The sequence below is a fragment of the Virgibacillus sp. NKC19-3 genome (assembly GCF_019837165.1).
Classification (GTDB): domain Bacteria; phylum Bacillota; class Bacilli; order Bacillales; family Amphibacillaceae; genus Virgibacillus_L; species Virgibacillus_L saliphilus.
On record NZ_JAGYHC010000001.1, the window covers coordinates 3,735,786 to 3,748,935 of the forward strand.

Sequence of the window (13,150 nt, forward strand, 5' to 3'; positions counted from 1 at the left end):
TAAATTTAAATCAAGCCCATTTCCTTTCCAATCTTTTCATACATTGCAATAGCTTCATCAAGCATTTCTCTCGTATGTGCTGCGGTTGGCATATTACGCAGGCGCCCAGTCCCTCTTGGTACCGTGGGGAATACAATGGATTTCGCATACACACCTTCTTCAATTAAGCGTTTGCTGAAGTCCTGAGCTTTCTTTTCATCCCCAATCATACATGGTGTAATGGGGGTTTCACTTTTCCCAATATCGAAGCCTAATTCCTTTAATCCAGCTTTTAAATAACGGCTGTTATCCCATAATTGCTCATTTAAATCGGTACTTTCCATGAGTATGTCAATCGCTTTTGTACTAGCAGCTGCATCTGCAGGAGAAACAGCTGTGGAAAACAAGAACGGACGGGATCGTACTTTCAACCAGTCGATCAAGTTTTCTTTTCCTGCAACATACCCGCCGACAACCCCAATCGCTTTGGACAATGTGCCCATTTGAACATCTACTTTATCTTGAAGGTTGAAATGTTTCACCGTTCCGGCGCCTTTTCCCAGTACTCCTGATCCATGGGCATCATCCACATAAGTAATCAGATCAAATTCTTCGGCGATAGCAACAATTTCAGGTAGTTTTGCAATATCACCATCCATGGAAAATACACCATCTGTAATGACCATCACTTTATTGTACGCGCCGGATTCTACTGCTTCCTTCGCTTTTTGACGCAGGTCATCCATATCCGAGTGATTAACACGAATGATGTTCGCCTTAGATAGGCGACAGCCATCAATGATGGAGGCATGATTTAATTCATCGGAAAGAATCGCATCATTCTTATCCATCACTGCAGAAATGGCTGCCATATTACAATTAAATCCTGATTGATAAGAAATTGCAGATTCGGTCCCTTTAAAATCCGCAAGCTTTTTCTCCAGTTCAAGATGGAGATCCAGTGTTCCATTTATCGTACGGACTGCGCCTGCCCCTACACCATATGAAACTACTGCTTCTTTGGCTACCTCCCTTAAGCGTTCATCTGTAGCAAGACCTAAATAATTGTTGGATGAAAGATTAATTAGTACTTTGTCATTGATTGTGATCTTTGGTCCATTCGCTCCCTGAATCGAATCAATTTCATTATAGAGACCGCGTTCTTTTAGATCAGTGATATGTTCATGTATAAACATATCCAATTTATTACTGGACATACGAGCATACCCCCTTATTATGTAAGCGCTTTACAATTAAAGTTTAACATAATTTCCTGAAAATGTTTACATGAATAATAGTGAAAATACCCACCAACTTAAACCTTACAAAATTGTAAGGTTAAAACCGAAATATGTCACCTAAATCTATGGTGAATTTCTATTTTCTTTATTATACTGTTCTATAGATAAGAATTTTGGAGGAATTAGAATGAAAAAACTATTAGTTGCATTATTTATAGCAATGATTCTGGGGGTTGGGATTGTAGGCTATGTACAGTCTGCAGATCAGCCAGGTGAAAGTATAGAGGATACCAGTAATTCCACTAGAATAATCTCTTAAGATGTAAATATATACGTTTGAAAATGGATAAAAAAAGGGAAGTATCCTACTAACAGATACTTTTTAACAGATACTTCCCTTTTATATGAGACTATTATTCTACAATTGTAACATCGACGGTACGTACGCCCCAGTCGCTAGCTTCTTCATCTGAGGAAACATGTACGTCAATTTTATTACCGTTAATTGCACCACCAACATCACCTGCTACTGCATGGCCATAGCCTTCAACATATACTTCTGAACCGAGTGGGATAACACTTGGATCAACAGCAATTACTTTTTTGTCCGGGTTTGCGTTTAAGTCAATTCCTGTTGACGTAAGACCGGAACACCCGTCACAATTAGCCGTATACGCGGTAGCGGAGACAGATATTGTTTCACCATCTGCTTTTTGCCCTGAGTCATTTTCTTGTTCGTTTGAATCAGATTCTGCTGCAGTATTTTCTGCCTTCGGTTCACTTGACTCAGCACTTTCTGATTGATTGCTTTCGTTTGAGTTTTGTGTAGTTGTTGCTTCTGTTGTTTCTTTTTCGTCTGTTGCTTCAGGAGCTTCTTCCTGTTCAACATTCGCACCATCGATGCTTAACTCTTGTCCAATTCCAATGATGTCGGAAGAAAGGTCATTCCATTCTTTCAAATTATCTACCGTCACATCAAATTCATTGCTGATACCATTTAATGTATCGCCTTTTTCTACTACATATGTTTCATTATCGTTATTGTCCGTAGTAGATATTGTTTGTTTTGGTTGAATGACGGTTGATTTTAACTCATTTATATCTACCAATTCTTCGATAGTTGTATTGTGTTCATTTGCTATATCCCAGAGGCTGTCTCCTTTTTGAACCTCAATTTCTTCTGCTGATGTGGTTGTTGCAATTGTACCAGCAATGATGACACTCGTTGCTAGTGTGGCTACTAATTTTTTCACTTTAAGTAGTCCCTCCCTTTAATTTCTGACAAGCTTCATACTAACACATGTTTATAAACAATACAGTTACAGGAATTTTAAAAGTCTATTACAAGAATTACCCAAAAGGAGATCTATATTACAAATTGTAATAGTTTTGATATAAAAGTTCTTATATGAGCGTTTTGTTTTATTGTCGTAATAGAATGCGAGATTTTGTAATCAAAAAAGGGCATCCATTCATGTGGATGCCCTTTTTTGATTACAAATAAAATTTACTACACCACATTTTATTCACCGCGAAGATTTACAAACAGCCATACTTTTGAACTACTCGCCACTTAACACCCTTTCGGTTTGTTTGAAGTGGGAGATTCTTGGGAATAGAGCATACTTGTTAGCGTATTTCTTTACCAACAGAGGTTTCTCTTAATAGACCAAGCTATCCCCGTAGATTCCTACGGTTCTATGTTTTTTGTTTAAGCCAAAGCTAAAGTTCTTAAACCTTCGGCTAGGATATTTTTACTTGCATTTATATCTCTATCGTGATGTTCGTGGCAAACAGGGCAAGTCCAATCTCTTATTTCAAGAGATTTCTTGCCATCTTGATGCCCACAATCGGAACATACTTGACTAGACGGAAACCATCTGCTTATTTTCACGATGGTTTTACCATACCACTTCGCTTTGTATTCTAACTTAGTTACAAAGGCAGACCATGATACATCAGATATTGATTTTGCTACCTTATGATTACGTAACATTCCTTTGGTGTTCAAGTCTACGATACAGACAATATCGTGGTTTTTGATTATTTCTGTACTTAACTTGTTAAGAAAATCGTCACGTTGGTTCATTACTCTTTCGTGTAATCTAGCAACGCTACGCTTTTGTTTCTGATAGTTTTTTGCATCTAGAAGGTTAACACCATTATTTTTTGCATGTCATGCACGTCTTGAAAGTTTTCGCTGTTCACGTTTTAATTTCTTTTCCATTTTTGATGTGAATTTATTATTGTCAATCTTGCGACCATCAGAAATAATGGCAAAGTCAGTGATGCCTAAGTCTATACCAATAGATGATTCCGTTTTCTCCCATGGCTGTACTACTGTTTCTGCAAGAATAGATACAAAGTATTTACCACTAGGATATTGTCTAATAGTAGCATTAAGAATGCGACCATCTACTTCACGACTTTTGGCAAAGCGAACAAGACCAAGTTTCGGCAATTTGATGTTGCTGTCTACAATCACAATGTTATTGTTTGTTTCTTTCGTCGTGTAGGATTGTACTTTATTATTTTTAGATTTGAAGCGTGGTGCTTTATTTTGTTTCTTGAAGAACCGAGTATAAGAATCAGCAAGATTTTTCAGCGAAGATTGAAGGGCAACACTATCAACTTCTTTTAGCCATACGAATTCCTTTTTTAGTTGTGTTAATTCTGTAGAACATGAATGGTAAGTTAATCCTTTGCCAGTATCTTTGTATGTATCGTTCCATTGATCTAAAAAATGATTAAATACAAAACGACTACACCCTATTGTTTTAGCAATTAAGATTTCCTGCTCTTTGGTTGGATAGATACGGAATTTGTACGCTTTGTTGACTAGCATTGTTTCCACCTCACTTTAGACCTTGATTTTCAATGTACTTTTTAATGACGTTGATTGGAGATCCACCAGTAGTTAGTAAGCAAAAACTTCTTGACCAAAACATTTCTTTCCATAGTTTTTTTCTTATTTGTGGGAAGTCACGTTTTATCAGACGAGAACTTGCACTTTTATAAGCATTTACATTCATCTCCCCCTTATCGTTGGGCTTCGCCCTTCACACGATTGAAGAGGGAGTCTTCTGTCGGAAAATGATAAAAAGGGATCATGAAACACATCTGCTACCCAACGTAGAGGGTTTCTCCCTTTTTATGTGCCAAGCATAAGAAGGAGAAAGGTGGCTGCCCAAACAACATAGGCAACTTGGGTCATGATATACATAATATATTCGAAAGCAGAAAGTTTTCGTTCACGCTTGATATTTTTTAGATGACGCCAATAAAAAAACGAACATATTACTAGTAATAGGATGCTTAGCTGATGTAGATTCTCTAGGACGATCTCACCATTCAAAAGAAATACCTCCTCATCAACTATTTAAAAAGATTACGTATCGACTCAAATAACTCTGCAAAAAAGTTGCCGACCTTTTCCCAAAATCCTGCGTCCAATCCTAATTCATCCATTTTATCGCTAACGGTAGAAGCAATATCTTCCAATTGGCTTTTCACCTGGTCAAAGTCAATATCCAAATCACGCATTTTATCAAAAAGATCGACAAGCATTTGCCTATCTTCTTCACTGAGTGATACTTCCAGATTATCCAGTTTCTCTTGGACGATTTGCTCGACATCTTCTCTTGTCGCCGGGTCTTGATCAGCAATCATTTGTTTAATTTCTGTCAACAGCTCACTTACTTCTTCCTGAGACATATCTTCATCTTCTGCCAGGTCTGTTGCTACATTCAGTTCATCATTCGCCAGTTCCATTCGCTCCTTATCGAGCTCCTCGCCTTCTACATCATACGCCTTGTAAATACCTGTCAACGCAGAATGTCCAGTTACTGCAGCTGGGGAGGCAACATCTATGGTTGCATTTTCAACTCCAGCTGTCAGGAGCGCATTTGCATACATTTCATTGGTAACCTCTGTAATATTATCCGGTGTCACAATATTCACTGTTAATCCTGCGCCGCTTCCTTCTAAGGTAATTTTTGCAGATGAATACATATTCGAATTCGGATTCCCATTAATATAGTTCGCGTAGTCTTGTCCATTGACATCATATTCTTGAATGGCATCAGAGTCGCTCACTTCCAAGATGTTACGTATCTCATTACGCTGCTGATCCGTTAGTTGCTCCCCATATATGACAACCTCCCCGGAAGTTGCATGAACAGGGGCAGCTATCCCTATAACCAACATTACCATTAGAAACAAAGCGCCAATTGTTTTACATTTATGCGTCATGTTTTATTTCTCCTTTATTTTTACTTATAACTCACCCTATGCTAGTACACTCCAAAAGGCAACCCTATATTCAATCATATTATACCTTTTTTCGTATCATGTGAACATCTTTTCCTTTGAATTTTTTCGAATTCATGATATGAGCATTAATCTTTCTTTCTGCCGTGAAATACGATATATTTAGGGTAACGAAATAAATTGTAAGAAAGAAGGGCATCACAATCATCAATCAAGAACAAATTGCAAAGCGTAATTTAGCAATCATGTGGTTTGCTAATTTTTTGTTGGTGGAAGTATGACCATGGTTGTTCCATTTATTTCCTTGTACATCGAATCATTTGGAAATTTCTCGGATAGCTATGTACAGACATGGTCTGGTTTTACGTTTGCGATTACCTTCGTCACAGCTTTTATCGTTTCACCAATCTGGGGGCGAATTGGAGATAAGTATGGTAGGAAGAAGATTTTAATTTTTTCCGCCTTTGGCATTGGTCTATCCGTATTATTAATGGGATTTGCCACATCCGTATGGGAATTATTTATACTTCGCCTCCTGATGGGTATCGCAACCGGATTTGTTCCGATGTCTCAAGCATTTATTTCCACGCAAACCCCAAAGCATATTGCTGGAAGGGTACTCGGGACATTGCAAACAGGAAGCATCACCGGGACATTAATGGGTCCTATGCTTGGAGGTGTTTTAGCTGACACATTCGGCTACGGAGACACGTTTAAATGGGTTTCTATTACCGTATTTCTTTCCGCATTCATTGTTTTATTTGGTATAAAAGAATTTAAACTAACATCTACGGACGACGAAAGTGATTATAGGTCCTATTCCAGTAAAGAAGTAATCGGATATATTACAAAAAGGCCTGTTTTACTTGTTGTCATGCTCATTTCGGCGCTTGTTCAAATTGCTCATTTCAGCATTCAGCCGATTTTATCTTTGTTTGTGGCTGAAATACATGGACCTGTCAACATTGCCTTTTTCTCCGGTTTGGCTTTTTCCGCAGCAGGACTTGGGAATTTATTAATGACTCGAAGCTGGGGGAAATTAGGTGATCGAGTCGGCTACATTCGAATATTAATCATTTTGCTTTTCATGGCAGGGGTTGTTTACTTCCCTGGAGCATTTGTTACCAACATTTGGCAGCTAACTATTCTACGATTTTTACTTGGGGTAGCTATTGGAGGTATTATACCTGTTCGGATTGCATATATCCGCCAAGAGGCTCCATTATCAATGCAAGGTGAAGTGCTTGGATATAACACCAGCTTGCGTTTCTTTGGAAATATGATTGGCCCGGCAATGGGGGAATGATCGCAGGATTCTTCGGGTTCTCAGCCGTATTCCTTGTAACAAGCGCCTTGCTCCTATTAAGCGGATTACTCATGTTGACTACCTGGTACAGAAGCGAATACGCACCAAAATCAAAATATTCCTCGAGGCTTTCACCCCACTCCCATCGAGGATAAGGACTTTGAAAAAAGCATCTATCGAGCAGAACGATTGATTTGGCCGCGTCAATATGTTACAAATAAATAAGCCATTACAAAGGCATTCAAACCTTATGCTCTAGAAAGAAAGTGATCGTAGTGGGAATAGTCGTTGTTGAGGTTTGTGACGGAAATGCAATCACTACCATTAATATAGAAGAAATCATCGAAAAAGAATTTCCGGAAGTAGCCGTATTGATGAATGAATGTTTATCCTTTTGCGGCCTGTGCCGAGTGAAACCATACGCACTAGTTAATAACAGACGCATTTTCGGTAACACACCTGAAGCATGTTTAGATAAAATAAGAGAAGCAATAAAAGAAGAACTGGCTGTTTATCAATAAGCCAGTTCTTCTTTTATGGTCGTTCTATTTCCCGGGAAATATTTTGTCGAAACTTGATTTGAAAATTTCTTCGTAAGTGCTTCCAACTTATTTCGTATATACAACAGCGTCCATTTCCACAAGTACATTCTTCGGCAAGCGACTTACTTCAACCGTTGCCCGAGATGGGTATGGCTCGCTTAAATAGGCCCCATAAATATCATTTACTGTTGCAAAGTCATCCATCGAACTTAAATAAATCGTAAATTTAACCACTTGGGAAAAATCCACATCGGCTTCTGTAAAAATAGCTTGCAGATTTTTCAACACCTGCTCGGTTTGCTTTTCAATCCCACCTTCTACCACTTCTGAAGTAGCTGGGTCCATTCCAATTTGTCCGGAAACATAAACGAAATCACCCGCCTGAATCGCTTGTGAATATGGGCCTAATGCTGCTGGAGCATTATCTGTATGAATTCCTTTTACCATTACATATTCCTCCCTTGCTTGTTTTCTCTGATTATATCATTATTTTGCGGCAAATACATCTGTATATTCCATCACAGCTTGAACATAGTAGATATCGCCGTAGCACGCGTCTAGTTCCTCTGCTTCTTCACGCAAACAGCGAAAATCCGATTGATCATCCATATTTTCATACATTTCCTGCGAAAAGGCAATCGCTGTTTCTTGTGAATAACTGCCTGACTCCCCGAGGGCATAGTCAATAAAACCACTGCCAAAATTGTAGGACTGAATCGCCAAACTAAGATCGCCATTTGCATCATTTAGATTTTCCGCAAAATAGGAAACACCTTGCTTAATGGAAGTTTCCGGATCCTCGATACAACCCCGCTGTCCACAATAGCTCTCCGAGGATTGCATTGGATCATCCCCTCTTCCACCGGACTCCTGCATCATCATGCCTAAAAGCACATCAACATACTCGGAAACTTCGTATTCATCCGCATAATCCTCTACAAGCGGACGGTAATGTTCTACTTCTTCGTTAATCTCAGGATGTGTCTGTCTATCCGGCTTTTCATAAGAAAATACGGAAATGAGAATAAATAAACTGCACAGAAAAATGGCAATCACAGCTGTCTTACTTATTGCTTTTTTCGTTTTTTGCTTCATTTCTATCTATCCTTTTAACTACCAACATATCAATAACTATATCATAATTATGATGGTCTATCATCCAATATCCAATCCGGAAACAACTCTATCACTACTCGTTTTACAAGATTGTCATTGACTTCCCCCTGCTGTTGCAAATAGTTCCTTCTCCCGCCATTTACCGAATCGATAATAGAGATAAGCAGCCAAACTGCTGACAATGAAACTGGCGCCCATTCCAATTGCAATGCCCATATCACCAAACCAGCTAGAAAATAACGCTGCTAACGGATAACGCAATACCCAGAATGAGATAATATTTAACGCCAGTACCTGGTACATTGCTCCCGCCGCACGAACGATTCCATTCAAGATAAAATTAATACCCAAAAATGGATAACATAAGGCAATAATTTGCAGGTACCTTGTTCCAAATCGGACAGCATCTTCTTCCTGGATAAAGAGCCTGATTCCATGTTCGGCAAAAATGACCACCATTATTCCAACAGCCAGCATTACAGACAAATTGTACAACACGCCATACGTTGTAATGCCTTTCACCCGTGACCAGTCCCGCACGCCAATATTTTGCCCTGCCATACTACTAACAGCAACGCCAAGTGATTGAGCCGGCAACATCACGAGACTATCCAAACGTTGTGCGGCACTAAAACCTGCTACTACAGACCCCCAAATGTTGTCACAACACTCATGATAGCCGCAGATCCTGCAGAAATGACGCCCATTTGCAGACCGGAGGGAATCCCTAGATTTAAAATCAGTCCAACTTCCTGCCTGGAAGGTAATGTTGGGAGACTGAATGGTGCTAGTTTACGGTACAGTACATAAATGATGCCATATAAAAACGCAGTTCCCTGGGAAACAACCGTTGCATATGCTGCCCCTTCTACGCCGAGATTAAATCCTGCAATAAACAATGGATTAATGATGATATTCATCGCAACCGCAATTGCAACAAAACGCAGCGGCGTTTTACTGTCTCCCAATGAACGGAGCACCGTACTAATAAAATTATATCCAAATAAAAATAATATTCCGAGAAAATTAATCTGCAAATACGCCTTTGCCTCTGCCATCATGGTCTCCGGTGTACCCATTAAACCAAGGAGACCTTCCGCAAATACGAATCCAGCCGTCCCCAGTATCACTGCCATAATGGTTAAAATCACCACAAAAGCATTAAGATAACGCCTTAGTCCGAATTCATTATTCTTTCCTTTTTGCTGTGAAAGTATCGCTAGCGCCGCATTATTTAAGCCAATCACGAACGACAGGACAGTAAAAATAATCACACCGGATATGGATACAGCTCCTAATGCATCCGATCCAAGCAAGTTTCCAACCCATAAACTATCCGCAAATTGATAAGATGTCTGCAGGAGATTCGTTAGCATAATGGGCCCTGAGAAAATAATTAATTGTTTTAATATATTACCTTCTGTGAAATCATGCTGTTTCTCCACTTGTATCTACCCTTTCACGCGATACTCATGCTTACCACTTACCTAATCCACAAAACCTACATCTTTCCCAACAAAATCATTAATAATCTCCTCAGCTGTTTCCTCTTTTTGAACCGCACCTACTCCTTGTCCGGCCCACAATGATTGAAAATCTTCAATCCCCTGTTTCTTACCAGCTGCTCTTATATCTTTCGTTAACTCATTCTCGATTGGAAATAGTAGTAATTCAACGTGACTAGCTTCTACTTCCCTAACAAATGCCATCCCGGCTTGAATAATTGGGACCTCCACATCAACCATATCCAAAAACGTATTCACAAGTCATTCCTCCATGTTTATCCTGAACATCAAATAGCAATACGAAAAACGGAAAAACAGCCCCATTAATAGGGACTGTTTTCTATCATCCATTCTACTCTTCAATATAAACATCTTTTAACTGCATAATTTGTGTTGGCAGTACTTCAAATCCTTTTACTTCATCACGTATACTATATAAATATTCCTGGTGATGGATGTAAGACATTGGCGCAATATCTACAAGCAGCTCTTGCGCTTCACTATAGATCTCTTCACGCGCTTCCGGATCCCCTTCCTGACGCCCTTCTTCTAAGAGCGCATCCAGTTCATCATTTTCCGTGAATGTGCGGTTTCCTGGCTCTCCCAGGTTATCGGAGTGGAATAGTGGATGCAGCGCGTAATCGGCATCACCTGTTGCTACGGACCAGCCAAGAACGAACATATCCTGTTCGCCGTTTGCTGTTTGCTCCAAATAAGCACCAAACTCCATAACTTCCACCTCTGCATCAATTCCAATTTCTTCAAGTTGTGCTTGAACGTTTGTCGCTGCATCGATACGTTCGCGGTTATCATTTGTCCAAATGGTTGTAGAAAAGCCATCTTCATAACCTGCCTCAGCCAACAGTTCTTTTGCTTGTTCTACATCATAGTCAAGTCCGGATACATTTTCATCATAACCGAATACATCCGGTGGTATTGGACCAATAGCAGGGATACCAACACCGTCATAAATACCGTCAATAATTTGATCTTTATCAATAGCCATGGAAATGGCCTGACGGACACGTTCATCATCAAACGGTTCCTTTTGCATGTTGAATCCTATATAAGACAAGCTTACACTTGCTTGATCATGTACATGCACACCATCCGTCGTTTCTATTTGCTCTACATCGGATGGGCTAAGTGGATCCCCGATATGCGAATCACCGGTAGTAACCTCTGCCACACGTGTTAAATCTTCATCTACTACTTTAAATGTTACCGAATCCAGTAAAGCAGGGTCATCCCAATAATCTTCATTTTTGGTTAAGCGTACAAGCTCACCAGGAGACCATTCGTCAAACTCAAAGTAACCTGTGCCAATCGGGTTTTCATTAATAACACTTCCCGGCTCTTCCCCATCTTCCATGGCAGCATAATCTTCCTCAATTTGATCTAAGCCCACCATTGATCCACCAGTATGCGCCAAATGGGCAGGAAGTGGAGCAAATGGGTATTCTGTTGTGAATCGAACCGTATAATCATCGACTACTTCAATATCTGTAACCATCTCATACAAGAACGCACGAGGTGATGCTACGTCTTCATCCATAATACGTTCAATATTTGCCTTCACAACATCTGCGTTAAACTCCGAACCGTCATGGAACGTTACATCTTCACGAAGATTAAATTCCCATACATCATCTTCCACGGCTTCCCAGCTTTCAGCAAGACCTGGTTGCAGCTCCATGTCCATATCTTGTTTCACTAATGTTTCAAAAATATTTTCTTGGACATCGCTGGAAGGAACATCATTGGAACCTGCAGGATCCAGCCCAGTGACGTCAGAAAGCCTTGCGATTTCCAAATCGCCACCTTCCTGGCCTTCGCCGCCTTCTACTTCCCCGTCTTCTGCTGTTTCTCCATCGCCACCGTCATCTGAACCACTATCGTCCGGTTCACTAGCACATGCTGCGAGGACGAGACTGAGCACGAATGCCAAAACCAATAATAACAATGAATTTTTTGATATTTTCATATGTTATTTACCCCCTGTTTCTAATATGTAATAATTCTGTTACTAACCTTTAATATAACCCATATACTTTGAAAACACAAGAAGATTTCTTAATTTTTTTCAATGTTAAAATTGAATCACGTTCATTATTCATAGTTGTGAAAAAACCATGCCAATCGTAATCTACTAGGTGAGTTTAAGCTATATTGTTAAATTTTCATATTGTCAAAAGCACTATTCATGGTATAATCTATCAATATAGCATTTATAATAAATGTTTGAATAATTTGTCGAGAAAGGGAGTAAACAAGCTATGAGTGTAGAAAGACAGACAACTACAGACAATCCCAACACCGCTGTTAAACCACCTAGCCCTCGCCTGAAAAATTGGAAGATTGCCTTTAACAAACTCAAGCGAAATAAACCGGCTATGGTAGGTGGTATTCTAATACTTTTTTTCATTATTGTCGCAATAGTTGGGCCGTTCATGGCACCTTACAGTCCGTATGCACAGGATCTTGTAAATAAACTTGATCCACCGTCTGCTGACCATTGGTTTGGCACAGACAGTTTTGGACGTGACATTTTCAGTCGAATTCTACATGGGATGTCCATCACATTATATATTGGCTTTTTCTCAGTAGCATTAGGCGGGACTGTTGGTGTACTACTTGGAATTGTATCCGGTTATTACGGCAAACGTACAGACTCCATCATCATGAGATGTATGGATGTATTATTGGCTTTTCCTGGTATCCTATTAGCACTGGCAATTGTAAGTGTACTTGGTGGTAATTTAATCAACGTTATTATTGCAGTAGCGATTTCCTCCCTCCCTATTTTTGCCAGGATTACGCGAGGATCAACCTTGTCTGTTAAAAACCTGGAATACATAGATGCGATGAGAGCATTAGGCGCCAGTGATTTACGTATTATATTTAAACATATATTTCCGAATATTACTTCACCAATTATTGTACAAGCGACCATGTATATTGCGACAGCTGTTATATCAGCAAGTGGTCTGTCCTTCCTTGGACTTGGCGCACAGCCACCAATGCCGGAATGGGGCGCTATGCTGTCAGATGGACGTAATTATCTATATAACGCCTGGCATGTTGCATTCTTCCCGGGAGTTATGATTGTTGCTGTTGTACTTGCATTTAATGTTCTTGGTGATGGATTAAGGGATGCACTTGATCCGAAGATGAAAGAGTAGAGGAGGGAGT

Annotated in this window: 10 protein-coding genes and 4 pseudogenes; 4 read left to right on the forward strand and 10 right to left on the reverse strand. The window is 39.7% G+C overall.

Translation table 11 applies throughout. The features are described 5' to 3' along the window. Positions 1-5 precede the first annotated feature (5 nt). Positions 6-1,196, reverse strand: coding sequence for a glycine C-acetyltransferase (locus KFZ56_RS17750; RefSeq protein ID WP_222643441.1), 1,191 nt, complete (start codon positions 1,194-1,196; stop codon positions 6-8). Between the two features lie 211 nt (positions 1,197-1,407). Between KFZ56_RS17750 and KFZ56_RS19745 the strand changes: the two genes are divergently transcribed. After that, positions 1,408-1,539, forward strand: coding sequence for a hypothetical protein (locus KFZ56_RS19745; protein ID WP_255585206.1), 132 nt, complete (start codon positions 1,408-1,410; stop codon positions 1,537-1,539). Between the two features lie 94 nt (positions 1,540-1,633). On the opposite strand, the gene KFZ56_RS17755 is transcribed toward KFZ56_RS19745, so the two are convergent. The 4 genes and pseudogenes from KFZ56_RS17755 to KFZ56_RS17770 form a co-directional block, all read right to left on the reverse strand. After that, positions 1,634-2,473, reverse strand: coding sequence for a 3D domain-containing protein (locus KFZ56_RS17755; RefSeq protein ID WP_222643442.1), 840 nt, complete (start codon positions 2,471-2,473; stop codon positions 1,634-1,636). Between the two features lie 458 nt (positions 2,474-2,931). After that, positions 2,932-4,065 (reverse strand): annotated as a pseudogene (tnpB, locus tag KFZ56_RS17760) (IS200/IS605 family element RNA-guided endonuclease TnpB). Positions 4,066-4,075: 10 nt separating this feature from the next. After that, positions 4,076-4,264 (reverse strand): annotated as a pseudogene (locus KFZ56_RS17765) (transposase); the annotation flags it as partial. Between the two features lie 331 nt (positions 4,265-4,595). Continuing rightward, complete coding sequence (locus KFZ56_RS17770; protein WP_222643443.1) at positions 4,596-5,471, reverse strand: DUF1002 domain-containing protein; 876 nt, start codon at positions 5,469-5,471, stop codon at positions 4,596-4,598. 263 nt (positions 5,472-5,734) lie between these two features. Between KFZ56_RS17770 and KFZ56_RS17775 the strand changes: the two are divergent. Together KFZ56_RS17775 and KFZ56_RS17780 are read left to right on the forward strand one after the other, a co-directional pair. Beyond that, positions 5,735-6,950 (forward strand): annotated as a pseudogene (locus KFZ56_RS17775) (MFS transporter). A 120-nt stretch (positions 6,951-7,070) separates the two neighbouring features. Then, on the forward strand, positions 7,071-7,316 hold the full coding sequence (locus tag KFZ56_RS17780) for a YuzB family protein (protein WP_222643444.1): 246 nt from the start codon (positions 7,071-7,073) through the stop codon (positions 7,314-7,316). Between the two features lie 87 nt (positions 7,317-7,403). On the opposite strand, the gene KFZ56_RS17785 is transcribed toward KFZ56_RS17780, so the two are convergent. The 5 genes and pseudogenes from KFZ56_RS17785 to KFZ56_RS17805 all read right to left on the reverse strand — a co-directional run bounded on the left by KFZ56_RS17785 (position 7,404) and on the right by KFZ56_RS17805 (position 11,942). Beyond that, positions 7,404-7,784 (reverse strand): RidA family protein, encoded by a 381-nt coding sequence (locus KFZ56_RS17785; RefSeq protein WP_222643446.1) that lies wholly within the window; start codon positions 7,782-7,784, stop codon positions 7,404-7,406. A 39-nt stretch (positions 7,785-7,823) separates the two neighbouring features. Next, entirely contained in the window at positions 7,824-8,432 is a 609-nt protein-coding gene (locus KFZ56_RS17790; RefSeq protein WP_222643448.1) for a lysozyme family protein, read from the reverse strand. A gap of 114 nt (positions 8,433-8,546) precedes the next feature. Beyond that, positions 8,547-9,898 (reverse strand): annotated as a pseudogene (locus tag KFZ56_RS17795) (MATE family efflux transporter). A 42-nt stretch (positions 9,899-9,940) separates the two neighbouring features. Next, on the reverse strand, positions 9,941-10,216 hold the full coding sequence (locus KFZ56_RS17800) for a nitronate monooxygenase (RefSeq protein ID WP_222643449.1): 276 nt from the start codon (positions 10,214-10,216) through the stop codon (positions 9,941-9,943). A 94-nt stretch (positions 10,217-10,310) separates the two neighbouring features. Then, the gene (locus tag KFZ56_RS17805) at positions 10,311-11,942 is read right to left on the reverse strand and encodes a glutathione ABC transporter substrate-binding protein (RefSeq protein ID WP_222643451.1); all 1,632 of its coding nucleotides are present in this window, start codon (positions 11,940-11,942) and stop codon (positions 10,311-10,313) included. 292 nt (positions 11,943-12,234) lie between these two features. On the opposite strand from KFZ56_RS17805, the gene KFZ56_RS17810 reads away from it, so the two are divergent. After that, on the forward strand, positions 12,235-13,140 hold the full coding sequence (locus tag KFZ56_RS17810; protein ID WP_222643453.1) for an ABC transporter permease: 906 nt from the start codon (positions 12,235-12,237) through the stop codon (positions 13,138-13,140). Positions 13,141-13,150 lie beyond the last annotated feature (10 nt).